This is a genomic window from Aeromonas sp. HMWF015 (genome assembly GCF_963878965.1).
GTDB lineage: Bacteria > Pseudomonadota > Gammaproteobacteria > Enterobacterales > Aeromonadaceae > Aeromonas > Aeromonas veronii.
In genome coordinates this window covers 1-23,792 of the sequence record NZ_CAWNZT010000264.1, presented here as the reverse complement: position 1 = coordinate 23,792, position 23,792 = coordinate 1, and the positions used below count along the sequence as shown (strand labels likewise).

19 protein-coding genes, 1 tRNA gene and 1 riboswitch are annotated in these 23,792 nt (G+C 58.8%); of the genes, 11 read left to right on the top strand and 9 right to left on the bottom strand.

Features of this window, described 5'->3' with window-relative positions:
• The first annotated feature begins 96 nt into the window (after positions 1-96).
• Positions 97-266: riboswitch (M-box (ykoK) riboswitch) on the top strand.
• Between the two features lie 122 nt (positions 267-388).
• On the top strand, positions 389-1,732 hold the full coding sequence (gene mgtE, locus AACS18_RS13790) for a magnesium transporter (protein WP_069555279.1): 1,344 nt from the start codon (positions 389-391) through the stop codon (positions 1,730-1,732).
• Positions 1,733-1,792: 60 nt separating this feature from the next.
• On the opposite strand, the gene ppx is transcribed toward mgtE, so the two are convergent.
• The 3 genes from ppx to AACS18_RS13775 all read right to left on the bottom strand — a co-directional run bounded on the left by ppx (position 1,793) and on the right by AACS18_RS13775 (position 5,932).
• The gene (gene ppx / locus AACS18_RS13785; RefSeq protein WP_064336818.1) at positions 1,793-3,283 is read right to left on the bottom strand and encodes an exopolyphosphatase; all 1,491 of its coding nucleotides are present in this window, start codon (positions 3,281-3,283) and stop codon (positions 1,793-1,795) included.
• The gene (gene ppk1, locus AACS18_RS13780) at positions 3,273-5,342 is read right to left on the bottom strand and encodes a polyphosphate kinase 1 (protein ID WP_005350671.1); all 2,070 of its coding nucleotides are present in this window, start codon (positions 5,340-5,342) and stop codon (positions 3,273-3,275) included. The genes ppx and ppk1 overlap by 11 nt, the downstream gene beginning before the upstream one ends.
• 74 nt (positions 5,343-5,416) lie before the next feature.
• Positions 5,417-5,932: a glycine cleavage system protein R gene (locus AACS18_RS13775; protein WP_108614392.1), complete on the bottom strand. Its 516-nt coding sequence runs from the start codon at positions 5,930-5,932 to the stop codon at positions 5,417-5,419.
• Between the two features lie 196 nt (positions 5,933-6,128).
• Here AACS18_RS13775 and AACS18_RS13770 point away from each other — a divergent pair, with 196 nt between their 5' ends.
• From AACS18_RS13770 to AACS18_RS13750, 5 genes are all read left to right on the top strand, one after another.
• The gene (locus AACS18_RS13770) at positions 6,129-7,007 is read left to right on the top strand and encodes a DUF2726 domain-containing protein (RefSeq protein ID WP_108614391.1); all 879 of its coding nucleotides are present in this window, start codon (positions 6,129-6,131) and stop codon (positions 7,005-7,007) included.
• 268 nt (positions 7,008-7,275) lie between these two features.
• On the top strand, positions 7,276-8,697 hold the full coding sequence (locus tag AACS18_RS13765) for a sigma-54 dependent transcriptional regulator (protein ID WP_042052960.1): 1,422 nt from the start codon (positions 7,276-7,278) through the stop codon (positions 8,695-8,697).
• Between the two features lie 106 nt (positions 8,698-8,803).
• Entirely contained in the window at positions 8,804-9,838 is a 1,035-nt protein-coding gene (locus AACS18_RS13760) for a sensor histidine kinase (RefSeq protein WP_108614390.1), read from the top strand.
• Positions 9,835-11,178, top strand: a complete 1,344-nt coding sequence (locus AACS18_RS13755; protein ID WP_108614389.1) for a sigma-54-dependent transcriptional regulator — start codon at positions 9,835-9,837, stop codon at positions 11,176-11,178. The genes AACS18_RS13760 and AACS18_RS13755 overlap by 4 nt, the downstream gene beginning before the upstream one ends.
• A gap of 141 nt (positions 11,179-11,319) precedes the next feature.
• Entirely contained in the window at positions 11,320-12,081 is a 762-nt protein-coding gene (locus AACS18_RS13750) for a Nif3-like dinuclear metal center hexameric protein (RefSeq protein ID WP_108614388.1), read from the top strand.
• A gap of 239 nt (positions 12,082-12,320) precedes the next feature.
• Here the strand turns inward: AACS18_RS13750 and purN are convergent, their stop codons facing one another.
• A complete protein-coding gene (gene purN / locus AACS18_RS13745) occupies positions 12,321-12,959 on the bottom strand; it encodes a phosphoribosylglycinamide formyltransferase (RefSeq protein ID WP_108614387.1) in 639 nt (212 codons plus the stop codon).
• A complete protein-coding gene (gene purM, locus AACS18_RS13740) occupies positions 12,956-13,993 on the bottom strand; it encodes a phosphoribosylformylglycinamidine cyclo-ligase (protein WP_108614386.1) in 1,038 nt (345 codons plus the stop codon). Before purM ends, purN begins: the two co-directional genes overlap by 4 nt.
• Positions 13,994-14,170: 177 nt before the next feature.
• Between purM and upp the strand changes: the two genes are divergently transcribed.
• The 3 genes from upp to hda all read left to right on the top strand — a co-directional run bounded on the left by upp (position 14,171) and on the right by hda (position 16,771).
• Complete coding sequence (gene upp / locus AACS18_RS13735) at positions 14,171-14,797, top strand: uracil phosphoribosyltransferase (RefSeq protein ID WP_005334115.1); 627 nt, start codon at positions 14,171-14,173, stop codon at positions 14,795-14,797.
• 150 nt (positions 14,798-14,947) lie between these two features.
• Positions 14,948-15,967 carry a DUF2066 domain-containing protein gene (locus AACS18_RS13730; protein ID WP_108614385.1) on the top strand — a complete coding sequence of 340 codons (1,020 nt, stop codon included), beginning with the start codon at positions 14,948-14,950 and terminating at the stop codon, positions 15,965-15,967.
• 102 nt (positions 15,968-16,069) lie between these two features.
• Positions 16,070-16,771 (top strand): DnaA inactivator Hda, encoded by a 702-nt coding sequence (hda, locus tag AACS18_RS13725; protein ID WP_013723920.1) that lies wholly within the window; start codon positions 16,070-16,072, stop codon positions 16,769-16,771.
• A 106-nt stretch (positions 16,772-16,877) separates the two neighbouring features.
• Here the strand turns inward: hda and aceA are convergent, their stop codons facing one another.
• The 4 genes from aceA to AACS18_RS13705 form a co-directional block, all read right to left on the bottom strand.
• The gene (gene aceA / locus AACS18_RS13720) at positions 16,878-18,191 is read right to left on the bottom strand and encodes an isocitrate lyase (protein WP_005344572.1); all 1,314 of its coding nucleotides are present in this window, start codon (positions 18,189-18,191) and stop codon (positions 16,878-16,880) included.
• 73 nt (positions 18,192-18,264) lie between these two features.
• Positions 18,265-19,872: a malate synthase A gene (aceB, locus tag AACS18_RS13715; protein WP_108614384.1), complete on the bottom strand. Its 1,608-nt coding sequence runs from the start codon at positions 19,870-19,872 to the stop codon at positions 18,265-18,267.
• A 688-nt stretch (positions 19,873-20,560) separates the two neighbouring features.
• On the bottom strand, positions 20,561-20,701 hold the full coding sequence (locus tag AACS18_RS13710; RefSeq protein WP_181363448.1) for a hypothetical protein: 141 nt from the start codon (positions 20,699-20,701) through the stop codon (positions 20,561-20,563).
• Between the two features lie 223 nt (positions 20,702-20,924).
• A tRNA-Pro gene (locus AACS18_RS13705) sits at positions 20,925-21,001 on the bottom strand.
• A gap of 255 nt (positions 21,002-21,256) precedes the next feature.
• On the opposite strand from AACS18_RS13705, the gene tadA reads away from it, so the two are divergent.
• Together tadA and AACS18_RS13695 are read left to right on the top strand one after the other, a co-directional pair.
• The gene (tadA, locus tag AACS18_RS13700) at positions 21,257-21,808 is read left to right on the top strand and encodes a tRNA adenosine(34) deaminase TadA (protein WP_108614424.1); all 552 of its coding nucleotides are present in this window, start codon (positions 21,257-21,259) and stop codon (positions 21,806-21,808) included.
• A 202-nt stretch (positions 21,809-22,010) separates the two neighbouring features.
• On the top strand, positions 22,011-23,792 hold a 1,782-nt coding region (locus AACS18_RS13695; RefSeq protein WP_108614423.1), incomplete at its 3' end, for a phosphate ABC transporter permease.

Below are 23,792 nucleotides of genomic sequence, written 5' to 3'. Positions count from 1 at the left end.
TGCCGTTGCCCATTTAATGGGGACTGCGGGGTTGACCTCCCTGCGGGATTGGATAATCATGCCGCCCGCACAACAGAGCGTTGTGCAAGTTTAATTGCAGCATCTCGTTAGGCGAGGCTCCTGTATAAACACAGGCCACTGATCTCACGACGTCCAGAGACGCCCAAGATCAGGACAGTTTTCATCGGATTAAGGTGTAAACCCAAGTGGCTTCCGGCATGCCGGATACGTTATACAGTGCTAAAGCTGGTACGTGGGGATGATGACACGCCGAACGGCGTCATTTCCTGCCTATTACTCGTCAATCAAATTGCTGTTTTCTTGTCGTTGCATCCGGCTATTTCCGGAGGCATTCAGGCTCGCCTGAAATCACATGAGGATATCTGTGATGAAGAAAACACATACCATTCTTAACCGTCACCAACTGCTCGATCTGGCCGCCCTGCAGGGTTGGCTGGAACATAATCTGGATCCGGTTCAGCGCGCCGATCAACTGCTGACCCTGCGTCCGGAAGAGCTCAACTGCATCTTTGATACCCTGCCAATCCCGCAAGGGGCCGAACTGCTTGGTTCACTCTCGGCCGAGAGTGCCGGGCGTCTGTTGCAGCGGCTCCATGGCAGCATCGTCAGCGTGTTGCAGGAGGCCATTCCCCGCCGTGAGATGGTCGCCATCCTGCGCAAACTGAGTCGTCAGGATCGCACCATGTTGCTGGCTCGCTTCCCGACCCAGGCGCAGGCCATCTACTACTCCCTGCTGGATTGGCCCACCGAGTCGGTGGGGGCCAACATGCGCCACGAATATCTGGCGGTGCGGGAGGAGGACACGGTCGGTCACGCCAAACAGCTGATCCACGATGCCTGGGATAATGCCCAGCTGTTTCGCCATATCTATGTGGTCAACGGGGATGGTCGTCTGCAAGGGAGCCTCTCCCTCAAGACCTTGTTGATCGCCGACCCGCTGGCCAGTGTCGCGACCCTGATGGATCGGGAGACGGTACGGATCAATGCCCGAGCCGATCAGGAGCTGGCAGCACGCCTGCTCATCGACCGCGACCTGTCAGTATTGCCGGTCGAGGATCAGGGGCGACTGGTCGGTATTTTCCATGTCGATGATGCGGCGGATATTCTGGAGCTCGAATCCACCGAGGATGCCGAGATGCAGGGGGGCTCATCGCCACTCGATACCCCTTACTTGCAGGCGACGCCCTGGCAGCTGTGGCGCAAACGGGTGGGCTGGTTGCTGATCCTGTTTGTGGCGGAAGCCTACACCGGCACCGTGTTGCGGGCATTCGAGGAGCAGCTGGAAGCGGCTATCGCGCTGGCCTTCTTCATTCCGCTCCTGATCGGTACTGGTGGTAACAGCGGCACCCAGATCACCACCACCATAGTACGAGCCATGGCGGTCGGGGAGGTGAGTCTGCGCAATCTCGGCACCGTGCTGAAAAAGGAGCTCTCCACCGGTCTGCTCATCTCGGGTGCCATTGCCATGGCGGCCTGGGTACGGGCATGGAGTCTCGGCGTCGGTCCCCAGATTGGCATGGTGGTGACCTTTACCATCATCGCCATCGTGCTCTGGAGTGCCACGGTCGCATCCATTATTCCCATGGTGCTGCGTCGTTTCCGCATCGATCCGGCGGTGGTCTCTGCGCCATTCATCGCGACACTGGTGGATGGCACCGGCCTTATCATCTACTTCGAGATGGCTAAGTGGTTGTTGCCCGAGTTGCAGTAACCGGGAGATTGAGATGCAAAAGGCAGCCAGTGGGCTGCCTTTTTAATTTATCTTTCCGATTTAGCCGAGCTGGAACAACAGTGGCCAGCCCTGCTCCTGGCAATAACGATGCTCCTTCTCCAGATTCTGCATCAGGAGACGGTTCTCCTCGCACCAGTCGATCGGCAGGGTCACGACCAGCTGATCCCCTTGTACCGCGACTTTCCACTCAGGCAGCAGGTTGTCCTGGCGCTTGTGGTGCGCGGCGACCGCGAGGCGCAGGATGCGGATGCAGCGCAGCACCGTCTGCATGTCGTGGTTGGGCAGGGGCGGCAGCTCGGAGAGCTTGAGCCCCTTGCGCTGAAAGCGTACCAGCGCCGCCAGCAGGGCCTGATCGTCCTGGTTGAAGCCAGGCAGGTCGGTGTGTTGCAGGATATAGGCGGAGTGGCGATGAATGCCGCTGTAGTTGATGGCAAGGCCAATTTCGTGCAGCCGGGCCGCCCAGCCGAGGATGGCTCGATAGGGCTCTACTTCCATCTGCCAGGGCTCTTGCAGGGCATCAAACAGCGTCAGCACGCTCTGCTCCACCCTGGCTGCCTGTTTTTTGTCCATCCGGTAGTGGGTACCGAGCGCCTGTGCGGTGCGCTCGCGAATATCGTGGTGCTGCAAGCGCTCCTCGAACTCATACAGCAATCCTTCGCGCAGGGCACCATCGGAGTAGTCGAGCCGCTCGATGGGCAGCGAGGTAAACAGCCCGAGCAGGATGGCGACCGCGGCGGCAAACACCTCTTGACGCTCCTCGGTAAGCCCTGTCAGCTTGAGGTTATCGACTCGCTTGCGCTCAATCATCAGCGCCTTGAGCCGCTCCAGCCCTTCCAGCGTAATGCTGCCGTCAGTCAGCCCTTCACCCTGCAGCACGTCGCGCACGGTACGAATGGAGCCTGAGCTGCCAAGGCAGCTCTGCCAGCCCAGCTTGCGATACTGGTTGACGATGGGGGCGAGCTGGTGCTGCGCCTCCAGCACGGCATTGGTGAAGTGCTTGTCGCTCAGCTTGCCGCTGGCAAAGAAGCTCTGGGTAAAGCTGACGCAGCCCATCTTGCGGCTGGTGAGGGCCTTGTGTTCAAACCCTTCACCGATGATGAGCTCGGTGCTGCCGCCGCCGATATCGATGACCAGTACCTGGCCCTCGATATGCTGGGTATGGGCGACCCCCTGATAGATGAGGCGTGCCTCCTCCTGGCCACTGATGATCTCGATAGGGTGGTTGAGCACCTTGGCTGCTTCACTCACAAATTCGCGGGCGTTGCTGGCACGGCGCAATGTGTAGGTACCGGCGATGCGGATCTGATCCGGTTTGATGTTGGTGAGCCGCTCGGCAAACAGCGACAGGCAGGCGAGGCCGCGTTCCATCGCCTCCGGGCTCATCCGCTTCTGCTCATCCATCCCTTCCGCCAGCCGCACCCGCTCCTTAATGCGATCGACGATGCGAAAACGCCCTTCGCTCAGATGGGCGATCACCATGTGAAAACTGTTGGAGCCGAGATCCACGGCGGCATAGAGACTATTGTCCATTGTTTGACTCGATACGTTTGAGATAGTCGTAAATCGCCACCTGAGAGCGGATCTTGCGGCGGTTGCCCCGCTTCACATATTCGTTCTGCTGGTCGGCATCAATGACCCGCGCCTTGCAGGTATCACTCAGTTGTAGTTCGAGAATGTCCATGATGCGCTGCTTGAGGCGCTCATCATAAATGGGGGTGCCCACCTCAATACGGCCGTCGATATTGCGGCTCATCCAGTCGGCGCTGGAGATATAGAGCTGGGGGTTGCCCTTGTTGTGGAACACCATCACCCGAGGGTGCTCGAGGAAGCGGTCGATGATGCTGATCACCTTGATGTTGTCACTGAGACCTGGCACACCTGGGCGCAGGGCGCACATGCCACGGATGATCATCTGGATCGGTACTCCCGCCTGCCCGGCGGCATAGAGGCGGTTGATGAGATCCTTGTCCACCAGATTGTTGATCTTGAGGATGATACCGCTCGGCTGGCCCGCCTTGGCGTTGGAGAGCTCGTTGTCGATGAGACGGTAGAGCTGACGGCGGCTGTTGATGGGGGAGACCAGCAGGTGGTTGAATTTGTAACGCTTATAGGGGTACTCGATGTATTCAAACACCCCTTCCACTTCGGCGGTGATGTCCGGATTGCGGGTCAGCAGCGAGAAGTCGGTATAGATCTTGGCGGTCTTCTCGTTGAAGTTACCGGTGCCGATATGGGCGTAGCGCACCGCCTCGCCATTTTCGTGGCGGGTGATGAGGCAGAGCTTGGAGTGGATCTTGAGGCTCGGCACCCCGAACACCACCTTGACCCCGGCATCGGTGAGAATATTGGCCCAGTCGATGTTGGCCGCTTCGTCGAAACGGGCGCGCAGCTCGACCACCACGGTCACCTTCTTGCCGTTGTTGGCTGCATCGATGAGGGAGTGGATGATGCGCGATTTCTTGGCCACCCGGTAGATATTGATGCGAATGGCGCTCACCGCCGGGTCGAACGCCGCCTGGCGCACCAGCTCGGTGAAGTGGTGGAACTTGTGGTACGGGTAGTAGAGCAGGATATCCTGCTTGGTAATCGCATCGAAGGCGTTGACGAAGCCGTCAAAATCGCGGCAATCGAGGGCCGGCAGCTTGGGGTTCTCCAGATAGTCACGGCCCACGTTGGGGAACCCGATGAAATCCTTGAAGTTGTGATAGCGTCCACCCGGCATGATGGCATCGTAAGAGCTGATCTGCAGCTTGAGCTTGAGGAAGCTTATCATGGCGGCGGGCATCTCCCGCTCGTAGACGAAGCGCACCGGCATGGCGGTAAGGCGCTGCTTCAAGCCGTCACTCATCTTGTCCACCAGGCTCAAGTCCAGCTGGTCGGAGAGATCATATTCTGCATCCCGGGTCAGCTTCACCGCATAGGCGGCAATCTCGTCGTAGTCGAAGAAGCCCTTGAAGATCTCGTCGAGGCAGAAGCGGATGACGTTATCCAGAATGATGATCTGCTTCTTGCGGCGGGTCCCTTCCGGCGGCAGCTGGAAGAAGCGGGGCAGGTCGTCGGTCGGCACTTCCACCAGGGCGTACTGGATCACCTGACCGTTCTTCTTCATCTCGATGGCCAGATAGGTGTACTCATCCTTGAGGAATTTGACCGGATTGACCTCTTTGTTGAGCAGGATCGGGATGATGTGACGCAGCACCTTCTCCTTGAAGAAGACCCGCAGCCACTTCTGAATGGCATCGGAGAGCTGGTTCTCGTTGACCAGGAAGATGTTGTGGCGGGCCAGCGCAATCAACAGCTCTTTATAGGTGTTGTCGAACGCTTCACCGAGCGCCATCACTTTTTGCTGGATGGCGCGCAGCAGCACTTTCGCTTCATCGTCGCCACCATGTACTTCATTGATGAGGATGCGACGCTTGACGTCCGATACCCGTACCTTGAAGAACTCATCCTGGTTGGAGGAGAAGATCCCCAGAAAACGAACCCGCTCGATGAGGGGCACCGTCTTGTCCATTGCCTCTTGCAACACCCGTTCATTGAATGAGAGCCAGCTCAGCTCTTTCTCTTCATACTGCTTGTCGGTGCTCATCTTGTGCCTCTGTTTCAGGTCGCGTCTGCGCGGCAGTTATGGCGTTAATATATGACAAATAAATGACAGTATTGTTACTGCTCGCTGAACGCTTCGTCGATGTCGACCACCAGATCGTCGGAGAGGGATTCCAGCGCGGTGATAAGCGTATCCATCGCGAGCCCGTCGGGCAGGGCAACCAGCGCATGGGCATAGAAGAGCGGGGCGCCGGAGTGGGGAGCCGGTTCACAGCCAGTGGTGAGATCGGCCACGTTGATCTCGAGCTGGCGCAGGATGCTGGCTACTTCATGGACGATACCGGGGCGGTCGTTGCCGGTCACCGTCATCATGACTTGATGGGCTGGCTCGGTGGTCGGTGTCCCTTCGGCAAAGCTGATGGTCAGACCCGGTAGCAGGGCCAGTGCTTCGCACAGGCTGCGATAGTGCTCATCGGGGACAGAGACATGGAGGATACCGGCAAACTGTCCCGCCAGTTCGCTCATGGCGCTGCCCAGCCAGTTGCCCAGCTCGCGGCTGATGACGGCAGCCAGACTCTCGACGATCCCGGGTTTGTCTGCACCGATCACGGTGACCACCAATTGCTTTTGCATCCTGCTCTCCTTGAAATGGGATTTCTTGCTCTATCCCTATTGTGCCTGCTGGGACTGGTCATATGAACCCCCGCCTGCTGACAAATAGATAAAAAGACGGGACTTTTCACTTTCCATACACGGGTCTGCTGCCTTGCTCCGTGGCGGCTGTGGTAAAGTAATTCCCCTTTCGTGTCGTGAACTGGATCGTGCTCTCATGAATACCCTTGTCCTATCGGGATTGTTGTTGCTGGCGCTGCTTGTGCTGGCGATCTTCTGGAGCAGAGGCAGACAGCAAAAGCGCCTGCCCTATGATGTGCAGGAGACCCTGTTCAGTCCCGCCGAGCGATCCTTCCTTGGGGTGCTGGATTTGGCGGTGGGTGACAAGGCTCGGGTCTTTGCCAAGGTGCGGGTGGCCGATGTGCTGACGCCGCAGGCCGGGATCGGCAAAAGCAAATGGCAGCAGTATTTCAACAAGATCAGCGCCAAGCATTTCGACTATCTGCTTTGCCACCCCGCTGATCTCTCCTTTATCTGTGCCATCGAACTCGATGACAGCTCCCACCGTCACCAGAAGCGCAAGGCACGGGATCTCTTTCTGAAAACCGCCTGCGACAGCGCCGGTCTGCCGTTGCTGCAGATCCCGGCAAGTGCCAGCTATCTGGTGGAAGAGCTGCGCGAACAGATCTTGCCGCTGCTGGTCAAAACCAGCGAACCGGTGATCGACGATCTGCCGCACGGGGCGCGCCGCGAGCCCACCTTCAACCCTCTGCTGCTGGACGGCGTGGATGTCGGTGCCGGGATGCGTGGCCGCACTGCCCATGCCGAGGCTATCTCGCCTGCGTCGCTCCGCGAGCCCGCCATCCAGCCCGAGGGGATGGTGGAGGCGCCACAGAGTGAGGGTGAGCTGGTCGATAGCCTGTTCGCCGATGTGGAGGATGATGAAGAGCACGAGGTACACCACTGCCCCCGCTGCGATGCGCCGCTGGTGGAGAGGGTGGCGAAAAAAGGCCCCCACGCCGGTCGACTCTTTCTGGCTTGCAGCCGTTTTCCCGAGTGTCGTTACGCGGCGCCGCACCACCATAATCGCCACTGAGAGCGCTTCACCGTGCCCCATGCTGCCCTCTGACGAGGGCAGTTTTCTTTCCGCTATTGGCTGCGTTTGTTAACGGCGCCAATGCAGAAAATTCCTCGGCAAAATTTATCTAATCTCCCGTTTCTGTCGATACACTTAGCCTGAATACGACAATTTTTGACAATGTGTCGGAATTTTGGCACTTTGTGTGCCAGCAAAAAGACAGTTGGTAGCTGTTTTATCATCAAATAAAACAATAAGTTAGTTCAGGACATCGCGAGGAATGGATATGGTGGAGATGGGCGTGTTGATTGTTGATGCCGATGCGCAGCGGCGCCAACAGTTGGGAACCGTGCTCTCGTTTATGGGGATCCCGTGGCAGGAGGTGGCACAAAGCGATATGGATGTAGCCATCGAATCCTCCGGTCCGCTGCAAGGGGTGCTGGTGGGTGAGCTGACCGACCGTCCCTTGTCAGAGCTGCTGGCAGCCTTCCCCCGTACCCCCTTCCTCTCGCTGGTTGAGGCCGATCTGCCCAACAGCAATTTTATCGGGGTCGCGCTCTCGCCCTTTACCTATGAATCCCTTACCCGTCATTTGCACTTCTGTCAGGCGTTCGTCTCCTTGCATCCTCGTCAGCAGACCCATGACAAGGGTCAGGCCCTGCTGCGCTTGCTGGTGGGTAAAGGGAAGGGGATCCAGGAGGTACGCCGCCTCATCAGCCAAGTGGCCGAGACCGATGCCAACGTGCTGATCCTCGGGGAGTCTGGTACCGGTAAAGAGGTGGTGGCTCGCGCTATCCACGAACTCTCTTCCCGAAGCCAAGGCCCCTTCGTGCCCATCAACTGCGGCGCTATTCCGGCCGAATTGCTGGAGAGTGAACTGTTTGGCCACGAGAAGGGGGCGTTTACCGGCGCCATCGCGGCTCGTCGCGGTCGCTTCGAGCTGGCGCAGGGGGGCACCCTGTTCCTCGACGAGATCGGCGACATGCCGATGCCGATGCAGGTCAAACTACTGCGGGTATTGCAGGAGCGGCTGTTCGACCGGGTCGGTGGCGGCAAACCCATTCAGGCCGATGTGCGCATCATAGCGGCTACCCACCGGGATCTGGAGGCGATGATCCGCACTCAGGGTTTCCGTGAAGATCTCTACTACCGCCTCAACGTCTTCCCCATTGAGACGCCGCCGCTGCGGGATCGTATCGACGACATTCCGCTGCTGCTGCAGGAGCTGCTCAACCGCCATGCCGAGCAGCACCATGGCTTTATCCGGCTGACCCAGCGTGCGCTGGAGTCGCTGATGCAGTACCCCTGGCCCGGCAACGTGCGCGAGCTCTCCAACCTGCTGGAGCGGCTGCTGATCCTCTACCCGCACCAGATCGTCGATGTGGCCGATCTGCCGAGCCGTTATCGTCTGCTGCCGAGCGAGCCGCGGGATGAGCGGCTGACCGAGATGGATGAGCGGGATGCGCTGGCGGCGGTGTTTCAGGATCCGCCCGAGCTGGATCACTCCCTCGCTTCGGCCCGCACCATGCAGTTGCCGGAGGAGGGAGTCAACCTCAAAGAGATGCTGGCCGACCTCGAAGTGGAGCTGATCCGTCAGGCGCTGGAGTCTCAGGACGGGGTGGTGGCCCGCGCCGCCGATCTGCTCGGTATGCGCCGTACCACCCTGGTAGAGAAGATGAAAAAGTACGGGATGAGCAAGGACGTCTAATGGTCAAAGCCTTGACACCAATACGCAATCCATTGTTTTAGTTAATATAATTTAGTGGCATGGAAATTGAATAACCTGACCCAATAGCCAGTTTGAGGTCAGGTTTATGACAATCCAGCAGCAGGACATGCCACTCCAGTCCCACGAAGTGAGCCAGCTCTATGCCATCTTCAAGGCGCTCCCCACCGGGGTGCTGCTGCTTGACGGGGCAGGGGTGGTCACCCGCGCGAATCCGGCGGCCATCTCCCTGCTGGGGGAGCCGTTGGAAGGGGAGCTCTGGCGCCACATCATTGCCCGCTGCTTCGAGCCGCGCGAGGATGATGGCCACGAGATCTCCCTGCGTGACGGGCGCCGGGTGCAGCTCTCGACCCAACCGCTGCCGGATCAGCCCGGCCAGCTGGTCTTTATCAATGACCTGACCGAAACCCGTAAACTGCAAGACCGCATCAACCACATGAAGCGGCTGTCGGCGCTGGGCAATATGGCGGCCTCGCTCGCCCACCAGATCCGTACTCCGCTCTCTGCCGCCATGCTCTATGCCGCCAATCTGGCCAACCGCACCCTCAAGCCGGAATCTCGCTCTCAGTTTCAGCAAAAGCTGATGGCCCGTTTGCAGGATCTGGAGAAGCAGATCAACGACATCCTGCTGTTTGCCCGCAATGGCGACAATCAGGTGGTCACCCCCATCTCGGTACAAGGGCTGCTGGCCGAAGTGCAGGCCGGAGCCGAGGCCTTCTGCCAGCAGCAGGGCTGCGAGTTGCACATGGAGGCGCCGGAGCCCGATCTCTGTCTGCTGGCCAACAGCAGTGCGTTGGCGGGAGCCATCAACAACCTGATTGCCAATGCCCAGCAGGCAGGGGCCACCTCGCTGCTGGTCAGCGCGGTGCGCAGTGGTGCCCGGGTGGAGATGCGGGTCATCGATAATGGCAAGGGGATCCCTTCCCATCAGCTCGGTCAGGTATTCGAACCCTTCTTTACCACTCGCTCCCAGGGCACTGGTCTCGGTCTGGCGGTGGTGCAATCTGTAGTGCGTGCCCATCAGGGGGAGGTCGGTGTGGCCTCGGTTCCTGGTGAAGGCACCTGCTTTACTCTGTCGTTCCCCCTGCACCAGCAACCGATGCAGCTTGGAGGTGTAGCATGACACAGGCCAGGATCCTGGTAGTTGAAGATGACAATGGCCTGCGCGAAGCGCTGGTGGATACCCTTTTGCTCGGCGGTTATGAGTGCCGTGAAGCGGACAGCGGCGAGCGGGCTCTGCTGGCCCTCTCCCGTCAGCCGTTTGACATGGTGATCTCCGATATCCAAATGGGGGGGATGGACGGCCTCACCCTGCTGGCCACCATCCGCCAGCAATATCCGCAGATACCTGTGCTGCTGATGACCGCCTACGCCAACATCGACGGCGCGGTGCGCGCCATGCGTGAAGGGGCCATCGACTATCTGGCCAAGCCGTTCTCACCGGAGGTGCTGCTCAATCAGGTCAGCCGCTATGTGCCCGCCCAGAAGGTGGAGAAGCGCGCCGTGGTTTACGGGGACCCCAAAACTGCCGAGCTGTTCCAGCTGGCGACCCGGGTGGCCAGAAGCGAAGCGACCGTGATGGTGACCGGCCCGAGCGGGACGGGTAAAGAGGTGCTGGCCCGTTACATTCATGACAACTCCAGCCGCGCCGAGCAGCCCTTCGTCGCCATCAACTGCGCCGCCATTCCGGAAAACATGCTGGAGGCGACCCTGTTTGGCTATGAGAAGGGGGCATTTACCGGCGCGGTGCAGGGGTGCCCCGGCAAGTTCGAACAAGCGCAGGGAGGCACCCTGCTGCTTGACGAGATCACCGAGATGGATCAGGGGCTGCAAGCCAAATTGCTGCGGGTGTTGCAGGAGAAAGAGGTGGAGCGGCTCGGCAGTCGCAAGATGATCCCGCTGGATGTGCGGGTCATCGCCACCAGCAACCGGGATTTGAAAAAAGCGGTGCAGGATGGCCTGTTTCGCGAAGATCTCTACTATCGCCTCAACGTCTTTCCGCTGCGCTGGTCTGCCCTCTGTGAGCGGCCTGGGGATATTCTGCCGCTAGCGGAGCACCTGCTGGCGCTCCATGCCAGTCAGCAGGGGCTGCCGACACCACAGCTGACAGATGCCTCGCGGGAGCGGTTGCTGGCCCACCCCTGGCCCGGCAATGTGCGGGAGCTGGATAACGTGGTACAGCGTGCCCTGATCCTCAGCCCCGACGGGATCATTGATTGTGACCACCTCATTCTGGAGGAGCTGGACGAGCAGGAGATGGAGTTTGTCAGCGTGGAGCGCAGCTATGGCGGCGATCGCCTCGGCAGCGAGCTCAAGCAGCAGGAGCACCAGATCATCCTCGACACCCTGCAAGATTGTAACGGCAGCCGCAAGGCGGTGGCCGACCGACTCGGCATCAGCCCGCGCACCCTGCGCTACAAACTGGCCCAGATGCGGGAGGCGGGGATCGATCTGCCAGCCTGAGGCCGGGAGGGAAACCGCACTGTGTGGGGGCTGTCATGGTCTTGGCGGCCCGGCTCGATTATCATGGGGCCCTTGGCGCTTTGAGCCTGGGCCCTGTTTTTATTGGTAAAGCAGGGGACCGAGCCTTAATAAGGGACCCCTATGATCTCTCATCGAAAACTCGAAACCGTACTGAACCATCTGCTCGAACCGCACGCCATCAAGGATTACTGCCCTAACGGCCTGCAAGTGGAGGGGCGCGAACGTATTCGCAAGGTAGTGACCGGTGTCACTGCCAGTCAGGCGCTGATTGACGCGGCGGTGGCTGCCGAAGCCGATGCCATTCTGGTCCATCATGGCTACTTCTGGAGCGGTGAACCGGCCCAGATCACCGGCATGAAGCAGCGTCGTCTCAAGACCCTGCTGACCCACGATATCAATCTGTTTGCCTACCATTTGCCGCTGGATGTCCATCCCGAGGTGGGTAACAACGCCCAGCTCGCCAAGCTGCTCGACATCAAGGTATGCCGCGGTCTGGAGCCGTGGAACAGCAAGAGCGTTGCCATGGTGGGCAAGCTGGAAGAGCCGATGAGCGGCCGCGATTTTGCCAAGCTGATTGCCGAGCGCCTTTGTCGCGAACCACTCTATTGTGGCGACAGCGGCCCCGAGCTTATCCGTTCCGTGGCCTGGTGCACCGGCGGCGGTCAGAGTTACATCAATCTGGCGGCGGAGCAGGGCATCGATGCCTTTATCTCCGGTGAAGCCTCCGAGCAGACCATTCACACCGCCCGCGAGATAGGGATGCACTTCTACGCCGCGGGCCATCACGCCACCGAGCGTTACGGCGTCAAGGCGCTGGGGGAGTGGCTGGCGACCGTGCATGGGCTGGATGTCACCTTTATCGATATCGACAATCCGGTCTAAACCTGTCCACGATCTGGCTACGAAACCGTGATCAAGGCTCATGTGCTGCTCGCTTATGTAGACAGCAAAGAGTGCTCACGTATGTCTATACGCTCCGGTTCCTGGGCAGCTTGTAACCTTGTTGACGGTTTCTCGCTGCAGGTCGTGAACAGGTTTAAGCCTGTGCCTGTGGTGGGAAAATTCAGGAAATAAAAAGGAGGCCATCGGCCTCCTCTTTCACATTTCGACAAGACGTCTGCTTACTCGCAGGCGTAGCCAGCGGGGCCCAGCAGGGCGCCATCCAGTTGCACGGCGCCATCTACCATCTGCAGCCTGCCTTCGCAGAACCAGCGCACCACCAGCGGGTAGATGCTGTGCTCCTGCGCCTGTACCCGTGCCGCTACCTCGTCCGCAGTGTCCCCTTCAAAGATGGGCACGCGGGCCTGCAGGATAACCGGGCCCCCGTCCAGCTCTTCGGTGACGAAGTGGACGCTGGCGCCATGCTCACTATCACCGGCATCGATAGCGCGCTGGTGGGTGTGCAGGCCCTGATACTTGGGCAGCAGGGAGGGGTGGATATTGATCATTCTGCCGGCGAAATGGCGCACCAGATCGCCGCTCAATATCCGCATAAACCCGGCCAGCACCACCAGATCCGGCTGATAGTCTGCCATCAGCGCCAGCAGGGCGGCGTCATACTCCTCCCGGCTGGCAAACTGCTGCTGGGCCAGAATGGAGGTCGCCACCCCCGCTTCTTTGGCGCGAACCAGACCATAGGCATCGGCCTTGTTGCTGATAACGCCGACCACTTCACCGGCAATCTTGCCGCTGGCGCAGTGGTCGAGGAGCGCCTGCAGGTTGCTGCCGCTGCCAGAGATTAGGACGAGGATCCGCATCATTTGATGACGACCTGCTCCTCACCGTCTGCTGTCTTGGCGATATGACCGATGTGCCATGCGTTCTCGCCTTCTGCCTTGAGCAGGGTCAGCGCCTTCTCCAGCTGGTTGGCGGGCAGGGCGATGATCATGCCGACGCCGCAGTTGAAGGTGCGATACATCTCGTGACGGGTGACGTTGCCAGCCTGCTGCAGCCAGCTGAACACCGCCGGCCACTGCCAGCTCTGCTCATCGATCACCGCTTGGGTGTTGGCGGGCAGGACACGGGGGATGTTCTCCCAGAAGCCACCGCCGGTGATGTGGGAGAGGGCGTGGATCTCGCACTCCTTGATGAGCTTGAGCACAGGTTTCACATAGATGCGGGTCGGCTCCAGCAGGGCGTTGGCCAGAGTGGTGTCACCCAGCGGCTGATGCACGTCGGCTTTGGAGACTTCCAGAATTTTACGGATCAGGGAGAAGCCGTTGGAGTGAGGGCCGCTGGCAGCCAGGGCGATCAGGGCATCCCCTTCACCGACCTTGCTGCCGTCGATGATTTCGCTCTTCTCCACCACACCGACGCAGAAACCGGCGATGTCGTAGTCTTCCCCTTCATACATACCCGGCATCTCGGCGGTCTCGCCGCCCACCAGGGCACAGCCTGATTGCTCGCAACCGGCACCGATCCCGGTGACTACCGCGGCTGCGGTGTCCACGTCCAGCTTGCCGGTTGCATAGTAGTCGAGGAAGAACAGCGGCTCGGCGCCCTGTACGATCAGGTCATTGACGCACATGGCCACCAGATCGATGCCCACGGTGTCGTGCTTCTTCAGGTCGATGGCCAGCCGCAGCTTGGTGCCCACACCATCGGTACCGGAGACCAGTACCGGCTCCTTGTAGCCCGCAGGGATTTGACACAAGGCCCCAAAGCCGCCAAGACCACCAAGGACTTCAGGACGACGAGTGCGTTTTGACACGCCCTTGATACGTTCAACCAGTGCATTGCCGGCATCGATATCTACGCCAGCATCCTTGTAGCTCAGTGAGGTTTTGTCAGTCACGAGTATTCCCCGTCATGTAAAGAAGTGGAGGGTAAAATTCGGGGCGTATTCTAACAGTGGCGGTGAAAAACCAGAAAGGAAATCGTTTGCGCGTTTTTGCGCGGAAATGCTCTACAAGCGGTGGCTTTTGTTGTATGATTCCGCGATTTTTTTTGCGGCAGGTTAGAGGAGATAATAATGAAAGTCGTTGAAGTCAAACACCCCCTGGTCAAACACAAGATCGGTCTGATGCGCGAAGGCGATATCAGCACCAAGCGTTTCCGTGAACTGGCCAAAGAAGTGGGCAGTTTGTTGACCTATGAAGCGACCTCTGACTTCGAAACCGAGAAGGTTATCATCGATGGCTGGAATGGGCCAGTAGAAGTTGACCAGATCAAAGGCAAGAAGGTAACCGTTGTACCTATCCTGCGTGCCGGCCTTGGCATGATGGATGGCGTGCTGGAGCACATGCCGAGTGCCCGCGTCAGCGTGGTCGGTATCTACCGCGATGAAGAGACCCTGCAACCGGTTCCCTATTTCGAGAAGATCGTCAGCAACATCGAAGAGCGTCTGGCGCTGGTCATTGACCCGATGCTGGCCACTGGCGGCTCCATGATCGCCACTATCGATCTGCTGAAGAAGAAAGGCTGCCAATCCATCAAGGTGCTGGTACTGGTTGCCGCGCCGGAAGGGATCAAGGCGCTGGAAGCCGCTCACCCTGACGTAGAGCTCTACTGCGCTTCTGTCGACCAGGGGCTGAACGAGAAAGGCTACATCGTGCCGGGTCTGGGCGATGCCGGCGACAAGATCTTCGGTACCAAGTAAGTTGACACCTTAACCTGCTTCCCATGTGGAAGGGGTGATCGGAGCCGGCGCATCGCCGGCTCTGCTGTTTGTGGCCGCTTGTGCCAGCCTTGCCGCAGGATGCGCCTTGCCGCTACCATAAGCACACTCTCCCATTTCGAGACTCTGTTCATGTTCAAACGTGTTGTGACCGCCCTCTGCTGCGGCTTGTCATTCATGGCCTCGGCCGCTCAGGTGACCGACCTATATCAGGGCAAGGCCCCGACCAGTGGCGACATGGTGGCCGCTCAAGGGCAGGCACTGGGTCAGGTGCTGATCAAGGTGACCGGCAAGCGCGACATCCTCACCCAGCCGGTGGTGGTCAAGGCGCTGGCGGCCCCGGGCGACTATGTCAAAAGCTATGGCTATCAGGATCAGGACTCCCTAAAGTATCTGAAAGCCGAGTTCAAGAGTGACAAGGTCAACAGCCTGGTCTCCGAGAGCCAGTTTGCCCTGCTTGGCCCTGCGCGTCCCCAGATGGCCATCTGGCTGGTGGTGGATCAGGGTGAGCGTCGCTTGCTGGCGGATCAATCCAGCGATGGTTGGGCGCAAGCCTTGCGCGAGCAGGCCCAGACGCTGGGGCTACCCATCAGCATTCCGCTGATGGATCTCGATGACAACATGGCGGTCAGTGCCACTGACGTCTGGGGACGCTTTGCCGACCCTATTTTGCAGGCAAGCCAGCGCTATGGCGCCGAGATGGTGGTGTTGGGCAAGCTGACACCGGAAGGTGACAAGTGGAGCATCGATTGGGGACTCTACGGCCCCAAAGCGGCCGGTGAAGTGACCGAGCTGACCCGTGGCAATAGCACCGGCACTCAGGCCGAAGTGGCGCAAGGGTTTGCCGATACCCTGGCGGCTTGGCTGGTGAAAAACTACGGTGCCCGCATTTCTGGTCCGGCAACCAGCCAGACCTTGGTGGTGGATGGCCTCTCCGAAGTGGACAGCATGATCGCCGTGCAGAAGATGCTGCAGGGGATGGCCAACGTCAGCAAGGTGGCGATCGGCAAGCTGGAGGGGGACCAGGTCACCTTCAACTTTACCCTGCAAGGGGATCAGGCCGAACTGGTGCGGGCACTGCAGCTCGAGAGTCGTTTGCGCAAGGTTGACGATAATGGCAGCGGTTTGCGTTACCAATGGTCGCAGCCCTGATTTTATAAGGCTTTTGTAGACCGCCCGGCTTGTCCGGGCGGTTCTCTATCTGCCTTTGCGATGATACACTTAGCCACAAATGTCACAGTCAAAGCCCAACGAGTGAAGCAACCGGCCCAACTGTCTTTAGCCGTACAACTACCGGATGATGAAACCTTCGTCAGTTTTTATCCCGGCAACAATGCTCATCTGATCACCGCCCTCAAGAATGCGGCCATCGGTCAGGGATCGCCTTTCCTCTATTTCTGGGGAGCCAAGGGATCCGGACGCTCTCATCTGCTCCACGCCACCTGTGCCGAGGTCAACGCCCGCGATGCGGCGGCGGCCTATCTCTCCCTCGATCAGTTTGAACAGCTCGACCCCAGCATGCTCGATGCCCTCGAAAGCTTGCCGCTGGTCTGTCTCGACAGCCTTGAGGCGATCGCCGGCAATGCCGTGTGGGAGCGGGCGCTGTTCGATTTCTATAACCGCTGGCAGGAGAAGGGCGAGGGGACGCTGGTGGTCACCGGCTGCAGCGCACCGCGCAAACTGGGGCTGCAGCTGCCAGATCTCGCCTCGCGCCTCGACTGGGGGGTGAGTTTCCATCTCGAAGAACTGGATGACGAAGGCAAGCTCAGTGCCCTGCAGCTGCGTGCCGAGCTGCGGGGCTTCAAATTGCCCATCGATGTGGGCCGCTTCCTGCTCAACCGACTCTCCCGCGATATGCGAACCCTGCTCACCACTCTCAATCAGCTCGACAACGCCTCATTTCGCGCCAAGCGCAAGCTCACCATCCCCTTTGTCAAAGAGATCCTCGAGCTCTGATTCTCTCTGCGGTGTGCGGTTGTGGCCTGACTTTCGTTTGAATGGCAGATAAACAGAAACCCCGGCTTCAGGCCGGGGTTTTGCTATTTCAAAACAGTTCTGCCTATCAGTGGAACTGATCTTCTTCGGTGGAGCCGGTCAGCGCGGTGACCGATGATTGGCCCCCCTGAATGACAGTGGTCACCTTGTCGAAGTAACCGGTACCGACCTCCTGCTGGTGTGCCACGAAGGTGTAGCCACGGCTGGCGGCGGCAAATTCCGGCTCCTGCACCATCTCGACGTAGTGCTTCATCCCTTCGCCACGGGCGTACTGGTAGGCCAGCTCGTACATGTGGAACCACATGTTGTGGATACCCGCGAGGGTGATGAACTGGTACTTGTAGCCCATGTCGGAGAGCTCCTGCTGGAAGCGGGCGATGGTGGCATCGTCCAGATTCTTCTTCCAGTTGAAGCTCGGGGAGCAGTTGTAGGCCAGGATGCGATCCGGGAACTTGGCCTTGATTGCTTCGGCAAATTTACGCGCTTCGTCCAGATCCGGCTTGGCAGTTTCACACCACACCATGTCGGCGTAGGGGGCGTAAGCCAGACCGCGAGCGATGGCCTGATCGATACCGGCACGTACCTTGTAGAACCCTTCAGCAGTGCGCTCGCCAGTCAGGAAGTCTGCATCGTACGGGTCGGCGTCGGTGGTCAGCAGGTCAGCGGCGTTGGCATCGGTACGGGCGATCACCAGGGTGGTGGTGCCGCATACATCGGCTGCCAGACGAGCGGCAACCAGCTTCTGCACCGCTTCCTGAGTCGGTACCAGCACCTTGCCGCCCATATGACCGCACTTCTTGACTGATGCCAGCTGATCTTCGAAGTGCACGCCAGCGGCGCCCGCTTCAATCATTCCCTTCATCAGTTCGAAGGCGTTAAGCACGCCGCCGAAACCGGCTTCCGCATCGGCCACGATCGGCAGGAAGTAGTCGATAAAGCCCTCATCCTGCGGCCCTACCTTGTTGGCCCACTGGATCTGGTCGGCACGGGCGAAGGAGTTGTTGATGCGCTCCACCACGGACGGCACCGAGTTGGCCGGGTAGAGGGACTGATCCGGATACATGGTGGAGGACAAGTTGTTGTCCGCCGCCACCTGCCAGCCGGAGAGGTAGATCGCCTCGATCCCCGCCTTGGCCTGCTGCACCGCCTGACCGCCGGTCAGGGCGCCGAGGCAGTTGACGTAGCCTTTCTTGGCGTCGCCGTGGATCAGACCCCACAGCTTGTCGGCTCCACGCTGGGCCAGGGTGTGCACCGGCTGCAAGCTGCCGCGCAGGTTCACTACATCTTCGGCGCTGTAGCCGCGTTTGATCCCTTTCCAGCGGGGGTTTTCCGCCCAGTCTTTCTCGATAGCCTGGATCTGTTGCTCACGGGTCAGTGCCATATCAGTTCCCTCTTTCATTGATTTCACGTTTCCATTGACTTGTTATTGGCGAGCCCCGCTGGGGGCCCGTGATTCAGAGCCGCTCGTAACCGGGCAGCGTCAGAAAATCGATCAGGGTATCGGCGCAGGTGATCTCTTCCATCAGTTCGCCTGCCTCGGCAAAGCGTCCTGTCTGCCAGCGCGTGGTGCCCACCTCGGCTTTGACCACCTCCAGCTCCTCGGCCAGCATCTGGCGGAACAGCGCCTTGGTCACCACCTTGCCGTTCGACAGGCTCTTGCCGTGGCGTATCCACTGCCAGATGGAGGTGCGGGAGATCTCGGCGGTGGCGGCATCTTCCATCAGACCGTAGATGGGCACGCAACCATTGCCGTTGATCCAGGCCTCCAGATATTGCAGGGCAACCCGGATATTGGTGCGCATCCCTGCCTCGGTGCGCTCGCCCTCACAGGGTGCCAGCAGGTCGGCGGCGGTGATGGGGGCATCCTGCTCGCGCAGCACGCCGATTTGGTTCTTGGCACCAGCCGCAATGGTGGCGTTGAACACCGCCATGGCGGTGTCGGCAAGGCCAGGGTGGGCGACCCAGGTACCGTCGTGGCCGTTGTTGGCTTCGCGTTCCTTGTCGGCCTTGACCTTGGCAAACACCTGTTCGTTGACGGCTGCGTCCTTGGCCGGAATAAAGGCAGCCATACCGCCCATCGCCAGCGCTCCGCGCTTGTGGCAGGTCTTGATCAGCAGCCGCGAGTAGGCGGAGAGGAACGGCTTGTCCATGGTCACCACCTGGCGGTCGGGCAGGACGCGATCCGGATGGTTCTTCAAGGTTTTGATATAGCTGAAGATGTAGTCCCAGCGGCCGCAGTTCAGCGCAACGATGTGATCCTTCATTTGATAGAGCAGCTCATCCATCTCGAATACGGCTGGCAGGGTTTCAATCAGCACGGTGGCCTTGATGGTGCCACGTGGCAGACCGAACTTGTCCTCGGTCCAGGCGAACACCTCGCTCCACCAGCGCCCTTCCAGATGGCTCTGCAACTTGGGCACGTAGAAGTAGGGGCCCGAGCCTTTGGCCAGCAGCGCCTGATAGTTGTGCAGGAAGTAGAGAGCAAAATCGAACAGGCCGCCTGGGATGGGCTCGCCATCGAAAGTGACATGTTTTTCCGGCAGGTGCAGACCACGCACCCGGCAGATGAGGACGGCCGGATTGGCGTTCAGGGTATAAGCCTTCCCTTCCGGACTGGTGTAAGAGATGGTGCCGTTGACCGCATCGCGCAGGTTGATTTGGCCCTCGATCACCTTATTCCAGGCGGGAGCCAGTGAGTCCTCGAAGTCTGCCATGAACACCTTGACGTTGGCGTTGAGGGCGTTGATCACCATCTTGCGCTCGACCGGGCCGGTGATCTCCACACGGCGGTCTTGCAGGTCGGCGGGAATGCCGCGAATAGTCCAGTCACCTTCACGGATGTGGGCGGTTTCCGGCAGGAAGTCCGGTAGCTCGCCGCCATCGATACGGGCCTGGCGTGCCACACGTTGTTTCAGCAATTCCCCTCTTTGGGGAGCAAAACGTTCCACCAGTTCGGAGACCAGAGCCACCGCGTCCGGCGTCAGAATTTGCGCGTATTCGGGCAGCATCTCGCCCTGGATGCGAAGGCGGGCGCTGCAGTGGGTCTGAGCCGGTGCCGACATAAGGTTCACTCCTTTGAGAATTACATTTTGAACTTACTAACTACGACTAAAGTCGAATCCCTGTTCCTGAAACGTTCCCGCAACAACGGGGTAACACGATTGATAAGGTGCGAAATATTGTTGATTACGTCAACAGTTTTTTTTAAACGCCTGTTTTTTCTATATGGTTAAGTTGATGTTTTTTATTGCTTTATTTGATTGGTATAAAAACTCTACGCAGATGGTTATGCTCCTGCTTTTTCCCATCGAACAACGGCTAATTTGGGCCGTTACCCTGCGCCTCGTTATGTAACTTATTACGTAATAAAATTACAAATGCAAAAACAAATCCCGACCTAACTCCAGGCTTTGCCAAAACAGCCGTATAAAGTGCGTTTGAATGTGGCAATGAATGTTTTGCTATTGCTAGACCTAGTTAGTGAACGTGCGTTTTAAACTTGGCTTGGTGATGCAGGCTCTGTTGGCACCAGCGGTTGCAACGATGGAAAGTGAAGCGCAATAACGTAGGTTTGTATCAATTGTCGGGGGGGATGCTGGAGAGGGAAGGGGGAGACGCATCAGTCAATAATACTGCCATCCTTGATAGAATTAGCAGTTTGTCGTTTTTTGCAGATTTCTCGCCAAGGGTGTGAAACTGAGTGTGTTGAACAGGCGATGCCCCAGTGATTGAGCGGCCATCTGGCCGTGCTCAATAGTCATCATCCGGTTCGGCCAGATCGATCACATCCAGCTGGATGACCTGTTCATTTTCGTTTTCGGTGTGGCAAGGGGTGTCGTGAGGAACGGAATAAAGCGTAATGGCGGGTGCGAAATCGGTGTTCTGGTTCATGCCTGGTCCTGTGTTGCACGCAAGCCGGACAGTGATCCCTTCACTTGTTTTTCCACCTCCCTGTGTTGTCTACCGGCGGAAAGTTGCGCATCTTAATGAGTTCGGCAAAAAGATTCAAGTGGTTCTGAGTGTTTTTTGTTCTTGGTAGGCTGGCGTTGTCAGGAGGGTAAATCGGAGGCAAAAAAATAGCCCAGTCGTTTGACTGGGCTATTCTCGGGGAAAATGGTCGGTGTGAGAGGATTCGAACCTCCGACCCTCTACACCCCATGCAGATGCGCTACCTGGCTGCGCTACACACCGACGGAGTCAGACTCGGCTGACGGGGAGGAAGTCTAATAGCATGGCTAAACGGGTGCAACTCCTTTTTTATCATAGAGATGCCGATTGCTTCTTTATTGTTCAGTCGGGATGCGGCTTGGGTCTGACGTGCAGATTTGGCATAATCGCCGCCCTGCCACCGCGAGCTATCATGCCTGCTATCTATGGAATCATCTGGCAGGTGTGGATAGCGGGAATGCAAACAGCACAATTGAACAATATAAAGAGGGGATGGGCGTGAAACCATCAGAGGTCCCAGAAATACCGAGCCAGGCACAGAGTCAGCCCGAGCAGGACGAACAGTGGATGCGTCATGCCATGGCATTGGCTGCCCGGGCCGAAGGGATTGGCGAGATCCCGGTCGGTGCCGTACTGGTGCTGGATGGTCAGGTGGTGGGCGAGGGGTGGAATCGCTCCATCAGCGAACACGATGCCTGTGCCCATGCCGAGGTGATGGCAATCCGGGCGGCGGGCCAGCAGCTGGCGAACTACCGGCTGCTCGACACCACTCTTTATGTGACGCTGGAGCCCTGCTGTATGTGTGCCGGTGCGCTGATCCATAGCCGGGTCAAGCGGGTGGTTTACGGCGCCCGAGATCTCAAGACCGGTGCCGCGGGGTCGGTGTTCGAGATCTTGCAGGACTCGCGCCACAATCACAGCGTCGAGCTGACCGGCGGTGTGCTGGCCGATGCCTGCTCGGCTCAGTTGTCGGCCTTCTTCAAGCGCCGCCGCGCCGAGAAAAAGGCGGCCAAACTGGCGCAGCAACAATCAAACGATGCCCTTTCCTGAATCATTCGGGGGCAGCGTAGGCTGCCCTGCTGATTATCTTCATAAATATCCCTTTATAAACAATATATTGCGTTCACCTTCCTTCGACATAATCCCCGCGTTTTTTCCGCTAACAACCTCTGTTAAAGCGCTCTCGATGTAACAAAACTGTCATGCAACCGCCATATAATGCCGCGAAGCCTAGCTTACATTGAGGTCTTGCATGTCATCGGAATCGTTAAACCTGGTCATGGCGGGCAGTAGAAAACGCCGGATCAAGGATAAATTGGCCAAATATGGCGTTACCACAGGCGGAGCCCTGGTACTGGTGGCGCTGCTGCTTATCTTCTTTTATCTGCTCTATGTGGTGAAACCCATCTTCAATGGCGCCTCCATGGAGCCGACCGCCTCGTTTACCCTGCCTGCCGCAGGGAAGACCGCCTGGCTCGGCGTGGAAGAGCAGAACGAGATCGGCTATCGCTTCAGCGATAAAGGGCAGGTCAACTTCTTTGCGGTGCAGGGAGATGACAAGATCAAGGTCGGCCAGTCACTGGGTCAGGCCCAGGTTGCTGGCGACATCACCACGGTAGCGACCCCGGCACCGGGTCAGCGGCTGATCGCCTACGGCTTTGCTGATGGCAAGGCGCAGGTGGTCCAGCCAGCGTTCAAGGTCTCCTATCCCAACGATGTGCGGGTGATTGAACCCAGCCTGCAATATCCCTTCGGCGAAGAGCCGGTGGTGATCGACCCGCAAGGGAAGGCGTTGCAACTGATGGTGTTCGAAGCCACCAAGGACAAGATGGCGACCGCCGCCGTGACCGAAGATGGTCGTGGCGTGATGACGGTGATGAGCGGTGAGGAGAACTTCATCTCCGGCGAGATTGAGTGGAGCAGTGAAAACTACACGATTCCCTCCCTGCCGCGCCATGTGGATCAGATGTTGCTGACCCCCAATCTGCGGATCCTGTTCGTGCGCGAGGGCAATCGCCTCTCCGTCTATGACATTCATAACCTGAGCGAAATCTCCCTGCGCAACGTGCTGGAGATCAATGCCCCCAACGCCAATGTGACCCGGGTTCAGCTGCTCTCCGGCGCCTCTTCACTGCTGGTGGGTAATGACAACGGCGTCATCTCCCAGTGGTTCGAAGTGGCGAAGGATGGCAAACGCCAGTTCACCCAAATTCGTGACTTCAAGGGTGATGGCGCAGTGGATCTGCTGACTCCCGAGCACTTTCGCAAAGGCTTCATCAGTGCCGACAAGGACGGCATCATCAGCTTCTTCCACGCCACCGGCGAGACCAAGCTGCTGACCGAGACGGTGGAAGGGGGCGAACTCTCTGCTCTGGCCATATCCCCCCGTCACAACCTGTTGCTGATGCAGCAAGGGAATACCTTCAAGCTCTTCTCGGTGGAGAACGAACACCCCGAAGTGACCTGGTCTGCCCTCTGGCAACAGGTGTGGTATGAAGGCTATCCGGAGCCCCAGTATGTCTGGCAATCCACCTCCGCCAGCAACGACTTTGAAGCCAAGCTGAGTTTGGTGCCGCTGGTATTCGGTACGCTGAAAGCCTCTTTCTACGCCATGGTGTTTGCTGTGCCGCTCGGCGTGGCCGGTGCCATCTATACCGCCTACTTCATGTCGGCGGGGCTGCGCAAATACGTCAAGCCGACGGTCGAGATCATGGCGGCGCTGCCGACCGTTATCCTGGGCTTCCTGGCGGGTCTGTGGCTGGCGCCCATCATCGAGGGTGCGTTGCCCGGGGTGATCCTGCTGCTGATATTGCTGCCTATGGGGATGTTGCTGACTGCACTGCTCTGGAACTATCTGCCGGAGCGCGGCAAGTCCTGGCTGCCTGAAGGGTGGCACGCCATCCTGCTGATCCCGGTGCTGCTGCTGATTGGCTGGGGGGCCTTCGCCCTGAGCCCGCTCATCGAGAATGCCTTTATGCACGGCGATTCGCGCATCTGGCTGACTCACGAAATGGGCATCAAGTTTGACCAGCGC

What these genes read in the sequence shown, in the direction of transcription:
- mgtE (WP_069555279.1), top strand. Translation starts at nt 389, where the DNA reads ATGAAGAAAACACATACCATTCTTAACCGTCACCAACTGCTCGATCTG.
- ppx (WP_064336818.1), bottom strand. Translation starts at nt 3,283, where the DNA reads ATGGACAATAGTCTCTATGCCGCCGTGGATCTCGGCTCCAACAGTTTT.
- ppk1 (WP_005350671.1), bottom strand. Translation starts at nt 5,342, where the DNA reads ATGAGCACCGACAAGCAGTATGAAGAGAAAGAGCTGAGCTGGCTCTCA.
- AACS18_RS13775 (WP_108614392.1), bottom strand. Translation starts at nt 5,932, where the DNA reads ATGCAAAAGCAATTGGTGGTCACCGTGATCGGTGCAGACAAACCCGGG.
- AACS18_RS13770 (WP_108614391.1), top strand. Translation starts at nt 6,129, where the DNA reads ATGAATACCCTTGTCCTATCGGGATTGTTGTTGCTGGCGCTGCTTGTG.
- AACS18_RS13765 (WP_042052960.1), top strand. Translation starts at nt 7,276, where the DNA reads ATGGTGGAGATGGGCGTGTTGATTGTTGATGCCGATGCGCAGCGGCGC.
- AACS18_RS13760 (WP_108614390.1), top strand. Translation starts at nt 8,804, where the DNA reads ATGACAATCCAGCAGCAGGACATGCCACTCCAGTCCCACGAAGTGAGC.
- AACS18_RS13755 (WP_108614389.1), top strand. Translation starts at nt 9,835, where the DNA reads ATGACACAGGCCAGGATCCTGGTAGTTGAAGATGACAATGGCCTGCGC.
- AACS18_RS13750 (WP_108614388.1), top strand. Translation starts at nt 11,320, where the DNA reads ATGATCTCTCATCGAAAACTCGAAACCGTACTGAACCATCTGCTCGAA.
- purN (WP_108614387.1), bottom strand. Translation starts at nt 12,959, where the DNA reads ATGATGCGGATCCTCGTCCTAATCTCTGGCAGCGGCAGCAACCTGCAG.
- upp (WP_005334115.1), top strand. Translation starts at nt 14,171, where the DNA reads ATGAAAGTCGTTGAAGTCAAACACCCCCTGGTCAAACACAAGATCGGT.
- AACS18_RS13730 (WP_108614385.1), top strand. Translation starts at nt 14,948, where the DNA reads ATGTTCAAACGTGTTGTGACCGCCCTCTGCTGCGGCTTGTCATTCATG.
- aceA (WP_005344572.1), bottom strand. Translation starts at nt 18,191, where the DNA reads ATGGCACTGACCCGTGAGCAACAGATCCAGGCTATCGAGAAAGACTGG.
- aceB (WP_108614384.1), bottom strand. Translation starts at nt 19,872, where the DNA reads ATGTCGGCACCGGCTCAGACCCACTGCAGCGCCCGCCTTCGCATCCAG.
- AACS18_RS13710 (WP_181363448.1), bottom strand. Translation starts at nt 20,701, where the DNA reads ATGAACCAGAACACCGATTTCGCACCCGCCATTACGCTTTATTCCGTT.